Here is an 18046-nt window from a genome sequence, read left to right as displayed (position 1 = left end):
TGGCCACGTACACGGTGACAGACGGCAACGGCGGCACCGACACCTCCACGCTGACTCTCACGATGAGCCCGGTCAACGACGCGCCGGTGGCCACCGACAACGTGGCCACGACCATCCAGGACACCAACGTCAGCGGCAACGTCATCACCGACAACACCGGCGACGGCGTGGACAGCGACATCGACAGCGGCACGCTGAGCGTGAGCGCCTTCACCGTCGGTGGTGTGTCCGGCGTGGTCGGCAGCCCGCTGACCATCCCTGGCGTTGGCGACCTGACCATCAACAGCAACGGCAGCTACACCTTCGACCCGCTGCCCGCCTTCGTGGGCAACGCGCCCCAGGTGGTCTACACCCTGAGCGACGGCAACGGCGGCACCGACACCGCCACGCTGAACATCACCGTGACGCCGCTGAGCGAAACGCCGTCGGTGGTGGGCGACAACGCCACCACGCCGGAAGACACGCCGGTGACCATCGACGTGCTGGACAACGACGACCCGGGCAGCGAAGGGCCTCTGACCATCACCGAGATCAACGGCAGCCCCATTTCGTCGGGCTCTCCGGTGACGCTGGTGGACAGCGGCACCGGGCTGACCATCGGCGTGGTCAGCCTCAGCGGGGGCGACCCGAGCGATCCGACCGACGACCAGCTGGTCTTCACGCCGGCGCCCGGCTACAACGGCCCGGTGGCCTTCAACTACACGGTGGAAGACCGTCTGGGCAACGAACTCAATGCCCAGGTGACGGTGACCGTGACGCCGGTGAACGACCCGCCGGCCGCCAGCGACGACGCCACGGTGACCCAGGTCGACACGCCGGTGACCGTCGATGTGACGGCCAACGACAGCGACCCCGATGGCGACACCCTGGTGGTGACGGCGGTGAACGGCCAAGCCATCACCGAGGGCGGCGCGGCCGTTCCGGTGGCCAACGGCACGGTGGCGCTGGTCGGTGGCCAGCTGGTGTTCACACCGGCCACCGGCTACACCGGCACGGCCAGCTTCGGCTACACGGTGGCCGACCCGGCGGGCGAGACCTCGGGCGCGACGGTCACCATCGAAGTGGGCGTGGACAACCTGGCCCCCGTGGCCCAGCCGGACACCAACAGCACCACGGAAGACGCGGCGCTGACGGTCTCGGCCGCCAACGGCGTGATCCAGAGCGGCGCGGCACCGGGCGGTGTGGACAGCGACCCCAACGGCGACAGCCTCTCGGTGAGTGCCGTGAACGGCGCCGCGGGTGGCGTGGGTTCGCCGGTGGTGGGCAGCTACGGCACCCTGGTGCTGAACGCCGACGGCAGTTACAGCTACACCCCCACCGCCGCGGCGCAGGACCTGCCGGCCGGTGCGGCGGTGCAGGACGTGTTCACCTACACCGTCACCGACCCGGCCGGCCAGACCGCGACGGCCACGCTGACCATCACCGTCAACGGACTGAACGACGCGCCGGTGGCCGCCGACAACAGCGCCATCACGGCGCCGGACACGAACGTGATCGGCAACCTGCTCACCGATGACGGCAACGGCCCGCTGGCGGGTGGCGTCGACAGCGACCCCGATGGCGATGCGCTCACCGTGTCGGGCTTCACCGTCAACGGTGTGCCGGGCGTGCTGGGCACTCCGCTGACCATCCTCAACGTGGGCCAGCTGACGGTCAATGCCAATGGCAGCTACACCTTCGACCCCGAGCCCGGCTTCGAGGGCGCCGTGCCGCCGGTGGTCTACACCGTTTCCGACAGCAATGGCGGCACCGACACCGCCACCCTGAGCATCGTGGTGGACGCCTCCAACGACCCGCCCATCGCCCAGAACGACAACGTGCGCGGCCAGGAAGACCAGCCGGTCACCTTCAACCCGCTGACCAACGACAGCGATCCGGAAGGCCAGCCGCTGGAGATCACGCAGATCAACGGCGTCAACGTGACCCCCGGCACGCCGGTGGTGATCAACGACCCGGTCAGCGGCGATCCGATCGGCGAGCTGGTGCTCAACCCGGACGGCACGCTCACCTTCACGCCTGAGCCCAACTACTACAACACCGGCACCCCGGTGCCGATCAGCTACACCGTCGCGGACCCCGATGGCCTGACCGCCACGGCCACCATCCGCCTGCTGGTCGACCCGGTGAACGACGCGCCGGTGGCGACCGACAACGGACCGGTGCCGACCACACCGGGCACGCCGGTGTCGGGCAACGTCATCACCGACAACAGCGGCTCGGGCGTCGACAGCGACGTCGACGGCGATCCGCTGGTGGTGTCCGGTTTCACCGTGGACACCAACGGCGACGGCACGCCCGAGAGCTTCGGTGCCGGCCAGACCGCCACGATCCGCGACAACACCGGCGACCCCATCGGCACGCTGGTGATCGGCGCCAACGGCGGCTACACCTTCACCCCGGCCACCGGCTACGCCGGCCCGGTGCCGCCGGTCACCTACACCATCAGCGATGGCCAGGGTGGCACGGACAGCGCGGTGCTGAGCTTTGCCGACGTGCCCAACGGCGCACCGGTGGCAACCAACGACGGCCCGCTGCCGACCACGGTGGACACACCGGTCACCGGCAACGTGCTGCCCAACGACACCGACCCGAACGGCGACCCGCTGACCGTCACCGGCTTCACCATCACCGGTGTGCCGGGCAGTTTCCCGCCGGGCGACACGGCCTCCATCCCGGGCGTGGGCACCCTGGTGATCAACCAGGACGGTTCGTTCACCTTCACCCCGCTGCCGGGCTACACGGGGCCGATCCCCAGCGCCACCTACACCATCAGCGACGGCAGTGCCACGTCGTCTGCCACGCTGTCGTTCGCCGCGATTGCGGGCGAACCGACGGTGCAGCCTCCCGCGCCGCCGGCCCCCCCGCCAGCGCCCGCTCCGGCCCCGGCGCCTGCCCCGGCTCCAGCACCCGCCCCGGCGCCAGCGCCCGCTCCGGCGCCTGCGCCCGATGCCCCACGTTCGCCCGTGTCGCCGCCGCCCGAGGACGGCAAGCTGCACGTGCTGTACGCGGTGGCCGATGCCAGCGGAGAGCAGGGCCTGTACTCATCGTCGCTGGGCGCGGTGCCGACAGGTGCCCCGCTGCTGGGCGAGGCCATGGCGCAGCTGCCCGACAGTCTGCTGTTCGCGGACAACGAGCGGGGCGATCACATCGGCCTGGTGCGTGAGCCCGTGTACGGCGCGCTGCAGGCGCCCGCCCCGGCGCTGTACGTGCAGCTCGCGGTGCGCCACCAGCCGATTTCGACCGACCCGAGCCTGTGGGTGCAGCACGCGGTGCGCGCCTCGCAGCTGGAGTCGAGGTTGCGCTCGGCCACGCTGGATGCCAACAACTCGGCCACCCCCGGCTTTGGCACGCTGGCCGATCAGTTTGCGCTGGGCGCCCCGCAGGCCGACGGTTCCTCCACCCAGCTGGCCCAGACGGTGCTGCGCGAGCAGGGCCCCGAGGCTGTGACCAAGGCCGCGGCCGAGCCCGCCGTGTCCGAGAAGCCCGCTCAGGAACCGGTCAAGGAGCCGGTCAAGGCGGTCGAAAAGACGGTGGACAAGCCCCAGGCGGCCACCGGCCTGCGCCACCAGCTGCAGCGATTTGCCAAGGACCGTGCGCTCAGCGCCCGCCCGATCACCCGTGCCGCCGTTTCCGGCTGAACCCGATACCGACCATGAACAAGGACATCCCCATGAACCAACAACAACAGAGCATCTCGGGCGCCGTGCGGCGCCTGCCGCAGACGCTGGTGGCGGTGGCGATCGCCGCCCTGGTGGCCGGTTGCTCGGTCGCGCCCAAGGCCATCACGGCCGATGAAGTGCGCGAGCGCGTCAAGACCGACACCGCCCGCATGTACGTCGACCAGGCGCCCATCACGGCCCCGATCGCGATGGAAGAGGCCGTGGCCCGCGCCCTCAAGTACAACCTGGACTACCGCCTCAAGAAGATGGAGTCGGCCCTGGCCATGGGCCTGACCGATTTCGCCAGCCACGACATGCTGCCCCACATGGTGGCTTCGGCCGGCTACACCCGCCGCAGCAACGACTCCGGCGGCGTGAGCGTGGGCATCCTGGACGGCGAGATCGCCGACCGCCCGACCACCTCCGACGAACGCAGCCGCTCGCTGCGCGGCATCGAGTTCTCCTGGAACGTGCTGGACTTCGGTGTCTCCTACTACCGTGCCCGCCAGCAGGGCGACCAGTTCCTGATCGCCGAAGAGCGCCGCCGCAAGGTGGTGCAGAACCTGCTGCAGGACGTGCGCGCGGCCTACTGGCGCGCCCTGGGCGCCCAGCGACTGAACGCCCAGGCCGACGACATCCTGCAGCGCGCCTCGCTCGCGCTGACCCGCTCGCGCGAGGCCGAGACACAGAAGATCATCCCGCCGGGCCTGGCGCTGGCCTACCAGCGCGCGCTGCTGGACGCGACCACGCTGCTGAACCAGCGCCGCCAGGACCTGGAGTTCGCCAAACGTGAGCTGGCCGCCCTGATGAACGTGCCCCCGGGCGTGGACTTCCAGGTGGCCGAAGCCAACGAGACCGCGCTGCCCACCCCGCCGCGCGAGATCGCCAAGCTCGAAGACATGGCCCTGCTGCAGCGCCCGGAGCTGCGCGAGGAGGACTTCCGCAAGCGCATCACCTCCGACGAGGCGCGCAAGCAGATCCTGGGCATGCTGCCCGGCATCTCCTTCAACTACGGCCGCCGCCACGACTCCAACGTCTACAGCTACAACAACAGCTGGTCCGAAGGCGGCGTGAGCCTGGCCTGGAACCTGATGCGCCTGGTGGCGATTCCGGCCATGAAGGACGCCCAGAAGTACCAGGAAGCGACCGACGAGGCCCGCCGCATGGCCCTGTCCATGGCCATCCTGACGCAGACCCGCGTGAGCGCCGAGCGTTACAAGATGGCGCTGGAGGACTTCCGGCTGGCCGACCAGGCCGCGCAGGTGGACACCCGCCTGGCCGCCTTCACCAAGGCCTCGATGAGCGCCAAGCTGGAAAGCGAGCTGGAGGTCATCCGCACCCAGGCCCGCGCCGTGCTGGGCCAGTACCAGCGCGCCAACGCGTATGCGAACGCCCACATCGCCTTCGGCCGCCTGTACAACACCCTGGGCTTCGACCCGATTGCCGACGACTTCGAGGGCAACGACCTGGCCCAGCTCACCGACCGCATCAAGGGCCACCTCAAGGCCACCGAGAAGGACGCGTTTGCGCTGTCCTCCAACCTGTTCGGGCGCGCGGCCACGGTGAACGTGAACCTGGCGGGCATCCAGGACCCGGTGCAGCAGGTGCGCATGAAGGCGCTGGTGACCGAGCTGCTGGGTCGCCACCAGATCGCCACCGACGCCAAGGACGGCATTCCGCTCAAGCTGGCGTTCACTGCGGCCGAAAACAACGGGGTGGAGAAAGCCGCCTGGACGCTGGAGCTGACCGACGGGTCGGGCCAGTCCCAGAAGGCGCGCTTTGCAACTACCATTCCGGCCAACGCCCGGGCCTCGGTCTACGAGTCCAGCCTGGTGGCGGCGCTCAATGCCAATCTTGGCGACATCAAATCATGGCTCCATGTCGACTGATCTGACTGCTCTGAACCCCTGGCGCGCCGCTGGCGCAGCCCTTCTCCTTGGCGCTGCCTCTCTGGCCGCGTCGGCCCAGACCGCTGGTGCCGCCAAGCCACCGGCCGCACCCACCGCTCCTGCCAAGCCAGCAGCGGCTGCCGCAGCGCCGGCGGCAGCGCCTGCGCCGGCCTCCGTCCGCGTGCTGGTGCTGCCGGCGGGCGAGACGGTGCTGGCCAGCCCGGTGCCGGGCCGCATCGCTCAACTGCATGTCGGCCTGGGCGTTCCCTTCAAACAGGGGGCGGTGCTGGTGTCCATGGACTGCGACGAGCCCCGCGCCCGCCTGGCGATGGCCAAGGCCGACCAGGCCGCCGCCACCGAACAGTACGGGGCCAAGCTGCGCATGCAGGGCCTGGAGCAGGCCAGCGACGTCGAGGTCGCGCTGGCGGCCAGTGCCGTGGCCAAGTCCAAGGCGCAGGTCGACCTCTACAACTTCCAGATCTCCCAGTGCACGATCCGTGCGCCCTGGGACGGCCGCACCGCCAAGCTGCACGTGCGCAGCTTCATGACGGTGGCGGCCGGTCAGCCGCTGCTGGACCTGGTGCGCTCCGGCCTGCTGCTGATGAAGCTGAACGTGCCGTCCAGCTGGATCTCGACGCTGAAGATGGGCCATGTGTTCGACGTGACCATCGACGAAACCGGCCAGACCTACCAGGCCAAGGTGCACCGCATCAACGGCCGGGTCGACCCGGTGAGCCAGACCATCGAGCTGGAAGCGACCATGACCAAGTCCCATCCGGACCTGCTGCCCGGCATGAGCGGCGTCGCCACGTTCTCCGGCATGCGCTGAGTCCGACATGAGCGACGCATCGGATCTGGGCGTCCTGCTGCAGATCGAAGCCCGGGCGCTGGAGGCCGAGGCGGTCGCCGCGCTGCGCTTCACCATCGTCAACGAGACCCACGCGCTCACGCCCTACCGGCAGGCCGCGATGTTCGAGCTGGAGGGCGAGCGGCTGCGGCTGGTCGCCGCGTCCGGTCTGGTCAGCGTGGCCAACGACTCGCCGTTCGCGGTCTGGCTCAGCAGCTTTGCCCAGCGCTTCCCGCGCGACGGTGCGATCCACCGCCTGGACATCGCCGACGCCTCGCCCGACGACGCCGAAGGCTGGGGCGAGTGGCTGCCCGAGCACCTGGCCCTGGTGCCCCTGCGCGACCGGCAGGGAGCGTTCAAGGGCGTGGTGCTCTACGCGGCCGAACAGCCCTGGTCCGACCGCGCCTGCGAGCTGCTGGGCCGCCTGCACGCCACCTACGGCTACTGCCTGGCGGGCATGCGCCAGACCTCGCAGGACCGCTGGCGCTGGCTGCGGCCCATGGCCAAAAAGCGCAACCGCTGGATCCTGGCGGGCCTGCTGGTGCTCAGTCTGTTCGTCCCGGTGCGCCTGTCGGTGCTGGCACCGGCCGAGGTGGTGGCGCTGAACGCCACCGCCGTCGCCGCGCCGCAGGACGGGGTGGTCGGCTCCTTCGCTGTGGCGCCCAACGCCAAGGTCAAGGCGGGGGACCTGCTGTTCTCGCTGGACGACTCGTCGCTGCTGAACCGGCTCGCCGTGGCCCGCAAGGCGCTGGAGATCGCCCAGGCCGACGCCCACATCGCCCAGCAGCGCGCGTTCGACGACCTCAAGAGCAAGGCCGATGTGGCCGTCGCCCTGGGCCGCGTGCGCGAGAAGGAGGCCGAGCTGGCCGCGGTGGAAACGCAGGCGCAGCGCGTCGAGGTGCGCGCCGACCGCGACGGCATTGCGATCTTCTCGGACACCAACGACTGGATCGGCCGCCCGGTGATGACCGGCGAGCGCGTGATGCAGCTGGCGCAGCCCGAAGACGGCGGCATCCAGGTCTGGCTGGCGGTGGCCGACGCGATCAACCTGGAGCTGGACGCGCCGGTGCGCCTGTTCCTGCACACCGAGCCGCTCAGCCCGCGTTCCGGCCGGCTGGTCGAGGCGAGCTACCAGGCCACCCTGAGCCCCGACAGCGTGGCCTCGTACAAGCTGCGCGCGAAATTCGATGACGGCACCGAGCTGCCCCGCATCGGCCTGCGCGGCACGGCGCGCATCTCTGGCGACTGGGTGCTGCTGGGCTACTACCTGTTCCGCCGCCCGCTGGCCCACCTGAGGGAATGGAGCGGGCTGTGAGCACCGGCGCCGCGGTGCCGGCGGCCGGGCAGGTCCGGGTCCAGGCGCCGCCGCGCAAGCAGCCGCTGCCGCCGATCCGCGACGAGCTGATCCTGTTCCCGGCCGCGCCCAACGAGGACGGCACGCCGGCCTGGATGATCCAGGACCCGGTGACCAACCGGTTCTTCCGCATCGGCTGGCTCGACTTCGAGCTGCTGGTGCACTGGGCCGACAACGACCTGGCCTCGCTGGTGCGCACCGTCAACCAGCAGACGCCGCTGAACGTGACCGCTGACGACGTGCGCGCGCTGGAGAAATTCCTCTCGGACAACCAGCTGCTGCGCATGACCGGCAAGGCCGACGTCGTCAAAGCCATCGCCCGCGCGCAGTCCATGCAGCGCTCGCTGCTGGAATCGCTGCTGCACAACTACCTGTTCTTCCGCCTGCCGCTGGTGCGGCCCCAGGCCTGGCTGGCGGCGCTGCAGCCCTTCCTGGCGCGGCTGAATATGCCGCTGATCGCCACCGTGGTGCTGGCGATCACGCTGCTGGGGGTGTTCCTGGTGTCGCGCCAGTGGGACCAGTTCACCCACACCCTGGTCGACAACATGACCTGGAACGGCCTGCTGGGTTACGGCGTGGCCCTGCTGTTCGCCAAGGCGCTGCACGAGCTGGGCCACGCGTTTGCCGCCACCCGCTACGGCGTGCGGGTGGCCCACATGGGCGTGGCCTTCCTGGTGATGTTCCCCATGCTCTACACCGACACCGGCGAGAGCTGGCGGCTTAAGGACTCGCGCCAGCGCCTGGCCATTGCCAGCGCCGGCATCGCGGTGGAACTGGCGCTGGCCGGCATCGCCACCCTGGTGTGGAGCCTGGCGCCGGATGGCGCGTTCCGCAACGGCATGTTCTTCCTGGCCACCACCAGCTGGGTGCTGACGGTGGCGATCAACGCCAGCCCGTTCATGCGCTTCGATGGCTACTTCATCGCCAGCGACGTGCTCGACCTGCCGAACCTGCACGAACGCTCCAGCGCGCTGGCCCGCACCTGGATGCGCCGCACTCTGCTGGGCTTCCAGGACCGCTGGCCCGAAGGTTTCCCCGACGGCAAGCGCCGTGCGCTGATCGTGTTCGCCCTGATCACCTGGGTGTACCGGCTGACGGTGTTCATCGGCATCGCCTTGCTGGTGTATGTCTTCTTCTTCAAACTGCTGGGCATCCTGCTCATGCTGCTGGAGCTGGTGTGGTTCATCGGACGCCCCGTGATGAAAGAACTTGAAGTCTGGAAAAAGCGCCGCGCGGAGATCACCGGCCATCGCAAGCGCTGGCTGGCGGGCATCGTGCTGGCCGGTCTGGTCCTGCTGCTGACCCCGTTCAGCAGCCGCGTCGCCGGCTACGGCTGGTACCACGCGCAGGAACAGCAGCCGATCCACGCGCCGTTCGCTGCGCAGATCGTGTCCATGCCGGCGCAGCGCACCTTCAAGGCCGGCGACGTGCTGTTTGTGCTCGACTCGTCGATCCTGGGCATCGCGCAGGACAAGTCGCGCCAGCTGGCCCAGGCCCGCGAATCGCAGATCGCCGGCCTGCTGGGCCTGCCCGACGGCGAGGCCCAGCGGCAGTCGCTCAACTCGCAGAAGGCCTTTTTTGAGGCCGAGGAAAAGCTCAGCGAAGACGAGCGTGAGCGCCTGACCCTGCGCGCCGCCTTCGACGGCGAGCTGCGCGACATCGACCCGGCGCTGGCGCCCGGCGTCTGGGTCAAGCCGCGCGAGCCGCTGGCGCTGCTGGTGGACCAGCGCAGCTGGGTGGTGGATGCCTTCATCGAAGAGGCGCAGCTGGGCCGCCTGCAGGTCGGCCAGCCGGTGCGGGCCGGGCTGCTGGCCGATCCGCGCGCCTGGGTGGACGGGCGCATCGAGGCCATCGACGTCTCGCGCACCCTGGCACTGCCCAACCCCATGCTGGACGCCAGCAGCGGCGGGCCGATCGCCACCGTGGTCGAGCCGCCGAAGGAAGGGCAGGAGCGGGGCCACGTGGTGCGCGACGCGCTGTTCCGGGTGCGCATCGTGCTGGACGAACCCCTGCCGACGCAGCAGATGGCCACCGTGCGGGTGCGCATCGAGGGCGAGGCCGAGTCGCTGGCCACCGGGGTGTTCCGCAAGGTGGCATCGGTGCTGGTTCGGGAGAGCGGGTTCTAGGCCCCCACGCTGCGCCGCTTCGCGGTTCGCTGCCATGCGATCATTCGCGCATGAGCATCCTGCGAGTCGCGACCTACAACATCCACAAGGGCGTTCAGGGCCTGGGCCCGGTGCGCCGGCTGGAAATCCACAACCTGGCGCATGCGGTGGAGCAGTTCGATGCCGACATCGTCTGCCTGCAGGAGGTGCGCCGACACCACCGCAAGCTGGAAAAGCACTTCACCCGCTGGCCCGACCTGGAGCAGGCCGACTACCTCTCGCCCGAGGGCTGTGAGTCGGTCTACCGCACCAACGCGGTGACGCGCCACGGCGAACACGGCAATGCGCTGCTGTCGCGCTGGCCGGTGCTGGACACCCGCCACTCGGACGTGTCCGACCACCGCTTCGAGCAGCGCGGCCTGCTGCACGTGCACCTGCTGATCGACGGGCGCGAGGTGCATGTGGTGGTGGTGCACTTCGGCCTCATCCACGCCAGCCGCGAGCGCCAGGTGCAGCGCCTGGGGCGCTACGTGGCCCACGAGGTGCCGGCCGACGCGCCGCTGATCGTGGCCGGCGACTTCAACGACTGGGGCGCCCAGCTGCTCAAGCCGATGGCGGCGCTGGACCTGCGCACCTTCGACGGCATCCGGCTGCCGACCTACCCCTCGCGCCTGCCCATGCTGCACCTGGACCGCATCTACATGCGCGGGCTCAGGCCGCTGAGTGCGCACGTGCCGCACGGCAAGGCCTGGACGCGCATGTCCGACCACCTGCCGCTGATCGCCGAGCTGGAACTGTGAAAAGCGGCGGACCTGTCGACCCCCTGGCCGGCGACAGACCCATGGCGCCACCTCGGCCCGGCCACCAGTTGCTGCTGCTCGAAGGCGGCGACGCGCTGTTCCCCGCGCTGGTCGAGGCGATGGACGCGGCCCGGCGCGTGGTGCACCTGGAAACCTACATCTTCGAGTTCGCCGGCTCGGCGCTCAGCGTGGCCGAGGCCCTGGAGCGCGCCGCCCGCCGCGGCGTGCTGGTGCGCCTGGTGGTCGACGGCGTGGGCACGCCGCGGGTGCCCGAGGAGTGGCAGCGCCGCTTCGCCGCCGCGGGTGTGCGCTGGCGCGTGTATGCGCCGCTGGGCGGTTTGGGTCTGCTGATTCCCAGCAGCTGGCGCCGGCTGCACCGCAAGCTGTGTGTGGTCGACGGCCTGGTCGGCTTCTGCGGCGGCATCAACCTGATCGACGACCGCGACGATGTGGCACTGGGCCGGCTGGAGGTGCCGCGTCTCGATTTCGCGCTGCGCGTGGCCGGGCCGCTGGTGGACGACATGGTCGACACCATGGAAACCCTGTGGTGGCGGCTGCAGGCCGTGCGCAAGGCGCGCGAACGCGAGTTCCGGGCCGCCTGGGAGGCGTTCAAGGAGGCCCAGCCGGTGGGCGACTTCACGCGCTTGCTGCGAAAGGTCGAGCTCTACACCGGCCTCGGGTCGCGGGTCAACGCCGACGCGGAAGCCGGCGGCTCGGTGCTGGTCAGCGAGGGCCCGCTGGGCGTCAACGATGCGCGGGCCACCCTGCTGCTGCGCGACAACGTGGGGCACCGGCACGACATCGAGCGCGCCTACCTCAGGGCCCTGGGCACGGCCCGGCACGACATCGTGATCGCCAACGCCTACTTCATCCCGGGCCGCAAGCTGCGCAAGGCCCTGACCATGGCGGCGGCCCGCGGGGTGCGGGTGCGGCTGATGATGCAGGGCCGCTACGAGAATTTCTTCCAGTACCGCGCCGCGCGCCCGGTCTACCAGCGTCTGGTGGACGCCGGCATCGACATCCGCGAGTACGCGCCCAGCGCCCTGCACGCCAAGGTGGCGGTGGTCGACCGCGCCTGGGCCACGGTCGGTTCGACCAATCTGGACCCGCTGTCGCTGCTGCTGGCGCGCGAGGCCAATGTGATGACCACCGACCGGCGGTTCGCCGAACTGCTGCACCAGCGGCTGGACGTGCTGCTGGAACACGCTGGCCAGAAGCTGGACGCCCGGGTGCTGGGCAGCCGCCCCTGGCACCAGCGCCTGCTGGACCGGATCGCTTTCATGGCCATGCGGACCCTGCTGTTCCTGACCGGCCACCGGTACTGAAACCCCTGGGTGCCGCGGGCCAGGGGGGCGGTGTTAGCATGGCCCGATGCTGATGCAATCCGGAACACCCATGAGCAACCCTGAACAGCTGGACGACTCCGAAGGCACACCCGTATCGGTCAAGATACGCGAGCGCATCAAGGCCGCGCGACACCGCTTCCACTCCAACGACAACATCGCCGACTTCATCGAGCCCGGTGAGCTGGAGAAGCTGCTGGACGAGGTGACGGTCAAGATGCAGGGCGTGCTCGACGCCATGGTCATCGACACCGAGAACGACCACAACACCGGCGACACCGCGCGCCGTGTGGCCAAGATGTACCTCAAGGAGGTCTTCAACGGTCGCTACGTCAAGGGTCCGAGCGTCACCGAATTCCCCAACGCCGAGCACCTCAACGAGCTGATGATCGTCGGCCCGATTACGGTGCGCAGCGCCTGCAGCCACCACTTCTGCCCGGTCATCGGCAAGATCTGGATCGGCGTCATGCCCAACGAACACACCAACGTGATCGGCCTGTCCAAGTACGCGCGTCTGGCCGAATGGATCATGGGCCGTCCGCAGATTCAGGAAGAGGCCGTGGTGCAGCTGGCCGACCTGATCCAGGAAAAGACCCAGCCCGACGGCCTGGCCATCGTCATGGAGGCCAGCCACTACTGCATGGCCTGGCGCGGCGTGAAGGACATGGACAGCAAGATGATCAACTCGGTCATGCGCGGCGTGTTCCTCAAGGACCCCAACCTGCGCCGCGAATTCCTCTCCCTCATCCCCCGCAAATCCTGAGGAAAGCCACCATGCTGGTACGCCTGCTCTACGTCAGCCGCGCGATCGACAAGGACTGCACCAAGTCCATGGAGTCGATCCTTGAGACCTCCCGCGCCCACAACCTGAACCACGGCATCACCGGTGTGCTGTGTTACGGCGGCGGCATCTTCCTGCAAGCCATCGAAGGCGGGCGCGACACGGTCAACAAGCTCTACAACCACATCGTGCTCGACAAGCGCCACACCGACGTGGCGCTGCTGCACTACGAAGAGATCAGTGAGCGCCGCTTCGGTGGCTGGACCATGGGCACGGTCAACCTGGCCAAGCTCAACACCTCCATCGTGCTCAAGTACTCCGAGCGGCCCGAGTTCGATCCGTACCAGGTCTCGGGCAAGGTCTCGCTGGCCCTGCTGGAAGAGCTCATGGCCACTGCCAGCATCATTGGCCGCGCCTGAGCCCCGACGCCCCGCGACCGCAGTGACCCGGACCGGGCCTGCGGTTTTTCTTTTCGTGTCGTGACAGCCACTGCCTTCGCGCTGATCGTGCTCGCCGGCCTGATCCACGCCGGCTGGAACATCGTCGCCAAAAAAGCGGCGGGCGATGCGCGCTTCGCCTTCTTCACCGCCTTCATCATGATGCTGCTCTGGGCGCCGCTGGGCTGGTGGCTGGGGCGCGACGTGGTGCCGACCTGGGGCCGCACAGAGTGGGCGCTGGTGGTGGCCAGCGGCGTGCTGCACGTCTTCTATTACGTGATCCTGCTGCGCGGCTACCGCAAGGCCGACCTCACGGTGGTCTACCCGCTGGCGCGCGGCAGCGGCCCGCTGCTGTCGTCGCTGGTGGCCATCGTGTTCCTGGGCGAGCGCATCTCGGCGCTGGGCGCGGCGGGCATCGCGGGCGTGGTGCTGGGCGTGTTCCTGATCGCCGGCGGTCCGGGCCTGTGGCGCGCGGCGCACGACCCGGTGGCCCGCAAGCGGGTGCGCAAGGGCATGTTCTACGGCGTGCTGACCGGCGCCTTCATCGCGTCCTACACCCTGGTCGACGGCTATGCGGTGCGCTGGCTGCTGATGTCGCCCATCCTGGTGGACTACATGGGCAACTTCGTGCGCGTGGCCCTGCTGGCGCCGGCCGTGCTGCGCGACCGCGCCACCGCCTGGATGCTGTGGCAGAAGCAGTGGCGCTACGCCCTGGCCGTCGCGGCGGTCAGCCCCATCGCCTACGTGCTGGTGCTCTACGCGATGCAGCAGGCGCCGCTGTCGCACGTGGCCCCCGCGCGCGAGGTGTCGATGCTGTTCGCGGCGCTGATCGGCGGCCAGCTGCTGGGCGAGGGCGAGCGCGGCCTGCGCATCCTGGGGGCCTGCTGCATCGCGGCGGGCGTGGCGGCGCTGGGACTCGGGTGACGGCAATGGACAGGCACCCCGTCACCCTGCTGGGCTGCGACTTCACCAGCGCGCCCTCGAAACGCAAGCCGGTGACGCTCGCTGTGGGCCGCAGCGACCGGGGCCGCGTGCTGCTGGAGCGCATCGAAACCTTCGAGACGCTGGACGCCTGGCAGACGCGTCTGGCCGAAACGCCGGGCGGTGGCTGGGTCGGCGGCTTCGACCTGCCGTTCGGCCTGCCGCGCGAACTGGTCGAAACCCTGGGCTGGCCCACCGGCTGGCGCGAGTGCATGGCCCACTACGCGGCGCTCTCGCGCGAGCAGATCCGCGAGACCTTCGCGGCCTTCTGCGACGCGCGCCCGGCCGGTGGCAAATTCGCCCACCGCGCCACCGACGGCCCGGCCGGGTCGAGCCCGAGCATGAAGTGGGTCAACCCGCCGGTGGCCTTCATGCTGCACGCGGGCGTGCCACGCCTGATCGCCGCCGGTGCGAGCCTGCCCGGCCTGCACGAGGGCGACCCGCGGCGCGTGGCGCTGGAGTCCTACCCCGGCCTGCTGGCGCGCAGCGTGCTCGGCAGCACCTCGTACAAGAGCGACGACCGGGCCAAGCAGACGCCCGAGCGCCTGATCGCGCGCAAGACGCTGATCCACGCGCTGGAGCTGGGCGACGCGCCGCTGCTGCGCGGCGCCGGCCTGCGCCTCAAGCTCAGCCACGCCCAGCGCGACACTCTGGCCGACGACGCCAGCGGCGATGCACTCGACGCGGTGCTCTGCCTGCTGCAGGCGGCCTGGGCGCTGCAGCAGCACACCTCGGGTCACCCTTGTTACGGTCTGCCACCGTTCGACCCGCTCGAAGGCTGGATCGCCGGGGCCTGACATCCCGGACAATACCGGCACCCATGAGCACCACCACCCCCGCCACCTTTCCCACCGACCTGCCTGCCGGTCTGCGGTTTGCCTTCGTCGAAGCCGTCTGGCACGCCGACATCGTCCAGCAGGCGCGCGACGCCTTCCTTGCACGCATGGCCGAAGCCGGCATCGGCCCGGAGCGCATCGATCTGTTCGACGTGCCCGGTGCGTTCGAGATTCCGCTGCACGCCCAGCGCCTGGCGCGTTCGGGCCGCTACGCCGCCGTGGTGGGCAGCGCGCTGGTGGTGGACGACGGCATCTACCGTTTCGATTCGCTCATGCAGACCGTGGTCCAGGCCATGATGAACGTGCAGCTGGACACCGGCGTGCCGACCATCCTGGCCGTGCACACGCCGCACCACTTCCGCGAACACGCCGAGCACCGCAAGTACTTCCTGCGCCACTTTGCGGTCAAGGGGACCGAAGCGGCCGACGCCTGCCTGCAGACGGTGGCCGGGCTACGCCGGCTCGACGGCCTGCTGGCGTCCTGAAGGTGCGGGCGATGAGATCCAACCGCTGGACCGCGCTGGCCCTGGGTCTGGTGAGCGGCGGTGCTTTCGCCGCCGACATCTGCGAACCGCTGCGCGAGCACATCGAGTTCCAGATCGCTGGCACCGGTGCCACCGGCTTTGCGGTGATCGTGGTGGACGCTGACGCCGAGGTGGCGGGCAAGGTGGTCGGCACCTGCGCCCGCGGCGCACGCAAGCTGGTCTACGTGCGGGCCAGCACGCCGCCTGCGGCGGGGCGTCCGGCCCGGCCGGCCGCCACCGTGGCCTCGCGCACGGACGACGCGGACATCATCACCGAGTGCCGCGACGGCACCGTGGTGCGCGGCAACGCCAGCTGCAAACCCTGAGCGGCGCCCGCCGCGCGCTCAGCCCAGTTCCTTGAAGGATTGCAGCGCCGACAGCGGCGTGAACTGCCCGGCGCGCTTGTCCTTCATCGCGGCGATGGACTCGCGCACGTGCGCATTGCTCCAGATCGCGCCCTGCAGCCAGCCCATCTGGCGCAGGCTGTCCTCCACGCTGTGGTCACGTGCGTAGGTCACGGCCTGCTTGGTGCCCCAGATGGCAATCGGCGGTTTGCTGGCGATTTCCTTGGCGCACTGCAGCGCGGCCGCCAGCAGGGCCTCGGGTGTGTCGAACACCGCGTTGACCAGGCCGTAGGCCAGCGCCTTGGCGGCCGGCAGGCGGCGGCCGGTGTAGGCGAGCTCCTTGACCACGGCGAACGGCACCAGCTTCGGCAGCCGCTGCAGCGTGCCCACATCCGCCACCATGCCGATGTTGATTTCCTGGATGCAGAAGAAGGCGTCCTGTGTCGCGTAGCGGATGCAGCCGGTGGTGACCATGTCCACCGCGCCGCCGATGCAGCCGCCCTGGATGGCGAAGATCACCGGGCAGCGCAGCGCCTCGATCTTCGTGAACGTGGCCTGCATGTCGGTCAGCAGGTCGAAGATGGCGGCGCGGCCCTCGGGGCTCTGGTCGTCCATCTGGATGGCGCCGGCAAAGGTCTCCAGCGCCATGCCGGCGCTGAAATGTTTGCCGGTGGAACTGATCACCAGCGCCCGCGCCGTGCCCTCGCGGTGCAGCTGCGTGACGATGTCGTCCAGCTCGCGCCAGAAGGCCGGGTGCATGGTGTTCATCGCCTCGGGGCGGCTGAGCACCAGGTGGGCCACACCATCGGGCGTCTGGCTGAGAGAGAAACAGGTCGGGGACGGGGATGGACTCATGGTGGGGCGCGCCAGCAGGGTGAAAGGGCCCTGATTGTCTTCACAGGAAATTCAACGGCCTTGTCCCGTCAGCGTCAGGTGGCCGAATTCATAGCAATTGACTATTAATCGAATAGTTCAAGAAGCAATATCTATTGTCGAAGAGCATCGTGCATCGGTTGAACGTCACCCCACAACACATCGTCCCTCCAGGGACAGGAGCACACACATGCAATTCGGTTCCATGACAGTCGGCAGGCGGCTGCATCTTGGTTTTGGTCTCATTCTGGCCATCCTGGTGGCCGTGACCGTGGTCGGCATCACCAAGGTGCAGGCCATCAGTGCCGCGCTGCAGTCCAACAACCGCGAGCACGCCGCGCTGCAGCGCTACGCCATCAATTTCCGCGGGTCCGCACACGACCGGGCCATTGCCGTGCGCGATGTCGTGCTCAGTGGCAACCCGTCCGAGCGCGCACGCGAGGTCGCCGCCATCGCCGATCTGGCCCGTTTCTACGCCGACTCCGCCGGCCCGCTGGAGCAGCTCATGCAGACCTCGTCGGATGCGGACGAGCTTCGTTCGCTGTACGCCGCCATCCGCGACATCGATGCCCGGGCCGTGGCCACCACGCGCACCATCGTGGAAAAGGTGGAGGCGGGGGACCGCGAGGGTGCCCAGGCGCTGCTGTGGAACGAGGCCAAGCCCCAGTACGTGGCCTGGCTGGCGGCCATCAACAAGCTCATCGATTTCGAGGAATCGCGCCTGCAGGCCAGGAACAAGGTGGCGATGGAGGAGGCGGAAGGTTTTCTGACCGTGATGCTGGCGGCCCTGGCGGTGGCCCTTGTGTGCGGCGCCTGGCTGGCCTGGGCGATTCCGCGCAGCATCGTGCGCCAGCTGGGTGCCGAGCCGGCCGACCTGGGCGCCGTCGCCCAGCGGGTGGCTGCGGGCGACCTGAACCCGGTGAACGGCGCTGCCCAGGCGCCGTCGGGCAGCGTGCTGGCGTCGCTGGGTGCCATGCAGGCCAGTCTGGCCCATGTGGTGGGGCAGGTGCGCGATGCGTCCGATTCGATCGCCACTGGAACGGCCGAAATCGCCTCGGGCAACGCCGACCTGTCGCTCCGCACCGAACAGCAGGCCAGCCACCTGCAGCAGACCGCGACCTCCATGACGCAGATGAACGAGCGTGTGCAGGGCAACGCCGAGACGGCGCGCCAGGCCACGCAGCTGGCGGTCACCGCCAGCGAGTCCGCCTCGCGCGGCGGCGATGTGGTGGGCCAGGTGGTGCAAACCATGGAAGACATCTCGCAGAGCTCG

The 18046-nt window shown here is 69.5% G+C and carries 15 protein-coding genes; 14 read left to right on the top strand and 1 reads right to left on the bottom strand.

Features of this window, described 5'->3' with window-relative positions:
* The 13 genes from HFL01S_RS24030 to HFL01S_RS23970 form a co-directional block, all read left to right on the top strand.
* On the top strand, positions 1 to 3638 hold a 3638-nt coding region (locus HFL01S_RS24030; protein WP_157539103.1), incomplete at its 5' end, for a beta strand repeat-containing protein.
* A 32-nt stretch (positions 3639 to 3670) separates the two neighbouring features.
* A complete protein-coding gene (locus tag HFL01S_RS24025) occupies positions 3671 to 5548 on the top strand; it encodes a TolC family protein (RefSeq protein ID WP_245644954.1) in 1878 nt (625 codons plus the stop codon).
* Positions 5538 to 6377, top strand: a complete 840-nt coding sequence (locus tag HFL01S_RS24020) for an efflux RND transporter periplasmic adaptor subunit (RefSeq protein WP_084383617.1) — start codon at positions 5538 to 5540, stop codon at positions 6375 to 6377. The genes HFL01S_RS24025 and HFL01S_RS24020 overlap by 11 nt, the downstream gene beginning before the upstream one ends.
* Positions 6378 to 6384: 7 nt before the next feature.
* Positions 6385 to 7710 carry an efflux RND transporter periplasmic adaptor subunit gene (locus tag HFL01S_RS24015; protein WP_066263801.1) on the top strand — a complete coding sequence of 442 codons (1326 nt, stop codon included), beginning with the start codon at positions 6385 to 6387 and terminating at the stop codon, positions 7708 to 7710.
* Positions 7707 to 9875, top strand: coding sequence for a site-2 protease family protein (locus HFL01S_RS24010; RefSeq protein ID WP_245644952.1), 2169 nt, complete (start codon positions 7707 to 7709; stop codon positions 9873 to 9875). The genes HFL01S_RS24015 and HFL01S_RS24010 overlap by 4 nt, the downstream gene beginning before the upstream one ends.
* 50 nt (positions 9876 to 9925) lie before the next feature.
* On the top strand, positions 9926 to 10654 hold the full coding sequence (locus HFL01S_RS24005; RefSeq protein WP_066263797.1) for an endonuclease/exonuclease/phosphatase family protein: 729 nt from the start codon (positions 9926 to 9928) through the stop codon (positions 10652 to 10654).
* 41 nt (positions 10655 to 10695) lie between these two features.
* Complete coding sequence (gene clsB, locus HFL01S_RS24000; protein WP_066263794.1) at positions 10696 to 11979, top strand: cardiolipin synthase ClsB; 1284 nt, start codon at positions 10696 to 10698, stop codon at positions 11977 to 11979.
* Positions 11980 to 12049: 70 nt separating this feature from the next.
* Complete coding sequence (gene folE, locus HFL01S_RS23995) at positions 12050 to 12760, top strand: GTP cyclohydrolase I (RefSeq protein ID WP_439648611.1); 711 nt, start codon at positions 12050 to 12052, stop codon at positions 12758 to 12760.
* An 11-nt stretch (positions 12761 to 12771) separates the two neighbouring features.
* Entirely contained in the window at positions 12772 to 13197 is a 426-nt protein-coding gene (locus tag HFL01S_RS23990; protein WP_066263788.1) for a BLUF domain-containing protein, read from the top strand.
* A gap of 60 nt (positions 13198 to 13257) precedes the next feature.
* Positions 13258 to 14139: an EamA family transporter gene (locus tag HFL01S_RS23985; RefSeq protein WP_066263784.1), complete on the top strand. Its 882-nt coding sequence runs from the start codon at positions 13258 to 13260 to the stop codon at positions 14137 to 14139.
* Between the two features lie 5 nt (positions 14140 to 14144).
* Positions 14145 to 14993: a DUF429 domain-containing protein gene (locus tag HFL01S_RS23980; RefSeq protein WP_066263782.1), complete on the top strand. Its 849-nt coding sequence runs from the start codon at positions 14145 to 14147 to the stop codon at positions 14991 to 14993.
* A 23-nt stretch (positions 14994 to 15016) separates the two neighbouring features.
* Entirely contained in the window at positions 15017 to 15517 is a 501-nt protein-coding gene (locus tag HFL01S_RS23975; RefSeq protein ID WP_066263779.1) for a 6,7-dimethyl-8-ribityllumazine synthase, read from the top strand.
* An 11-nt stretch (positions 15518 to 15528) separates the two neighbouring features.
* Complete coding sequence (locus tag HFL01S_RS23970; protein ID WP_066263773.1) at positions 15529 to 15882, top strand: DUF1161 domain-containing protein; 354 nt, start codon at positions 15529 to 15531, stop codon at positions 15880 to 15882.
* 18 nt (positions 15883 to 15900) lie between these two features.
* Here HFL01S_RS23970 and HFL01S_RS23965 read toward each other — a convergent pair whose 3' ends face one another.
* The gene (locus HFL01S_RS23965; RefSeq protein ID WP_066263771.1) at positions 15901 to 16755 is read right to left on the bottom strand and encodes an enoyl-CoA hydratase-related protein; all 855 of its coding nucleotides are present in this window, start codon (positions 16753 to 16755) and stop codon (positions 15901 to 15903) included.
* Positions 16756 to 16963: 208 nt separating this feature from the next.
* Here HFL01S_RS23965 and HFL01S_RS23960 point away from each other — a divergent pair.
* Positions 16964 to 18046, top strand: a 1083-nt coding sequence (locus HFL01S_RS23960) for an MCP four helix bundle domain-containing protein (protein WP_174525264.1), incomplete at its 3' end; no start/stop codon positions are given.

It is taken from the genome of Hydrogenophaga flava NBRC 102514, from assembly GCF_001571145.1.
GTDB classification, from domain to species: Bacteria; Pseudomonadota; Gammaproteobacteria; order Burkholderiales; family Burkholderiaceae_C; genus Hydrogenophaga; species Hydrogenophaga flava.
This window is presented reverse-complemented; position numbering and strand designations above follow the sequence as displayed.

Excerpts from the sequence above, each read along its gene's own strand:
- HFL01S_RS23970 (WP_066263773.1), top strand. The coding sequence starts at position 15,529 with ATGAGATCCAACCGCTGGACCGCGCTGGCCCTGGGTCTGGTGAGCGGC.
- HFL01S_RS24025 (WP_245644954.1), top strand. The coding sequence starts at position 3,671 with ATGAACCAACAACAACAGAGCATCTCGGGCGCCGTGCGGCGCCTGCCG.
- clsB (WP_066263794.1), top strand. The coding sequence starts at position 10,696 with ATGGCGCCACCTCGGCCCGGCCACCAGTTGCTGCTGCTCGAAGGCGGC.
- HFL01S_RS24015 (WP_066263801.1), top strand. The coding sequence starts at position 6,385 with ATGAGCGACGCATCGGATCTGGGCGTCCTGCTGCAGATCGAAGCCCGG.
- HFL01S_RS24020 (WP_084383617.1), top strand. The coding sequence starts at position 5,538 with ATGTCGACTGATCTGACTGCTCTGAACCCCTGGCGCGCCGCTGGCGCA.
- HFL01S_RS23980 (WP_066263782.1), top strand. The coding sequence starts at position 14,145 with ATGGACAGGCACCCCGTCACCCTGCTGGGCTGCGACTTCACCAGCGCG.
- HFL01S_RS23965 (WP_066263771.1), bottom strand. The coding sequence starts at position 16,755 with ATGAGTCCATCCCCGTCCCCGACCTGTTTCTCTCTCAGCCAGACGCCC.
- folE (WP_439648611.1), top strand. The coding sequence starts at position 12,050 with ATGAGCAACCCTGAACAGCTGGACGACTCCGAAGGCACACCCGTATCG.
- HFL01S_RS23975 (WP_066263779.1), top strand. The coding sequence starts at position 15,017 with ATGAGCACCACCACCCCCGCCACCTTTCCCACCGACCTGCCTGCCGGT.
- HFL01S_RS23990 (WP_066263788.1), top strand. The coding sequence starts at position 12,772 with ATGCTGGTACGCCTGCTCTACGTCAGCCGCGCGATCGACAAGGACTGC.
- HFL01S_RS24005 (WP_066263797.1), top strand. The coding sequence starts at position 9,926 with ATGAGCATCCTGCGAGTCGCGACCTACAACATCCACAAGGGCGTTCAG.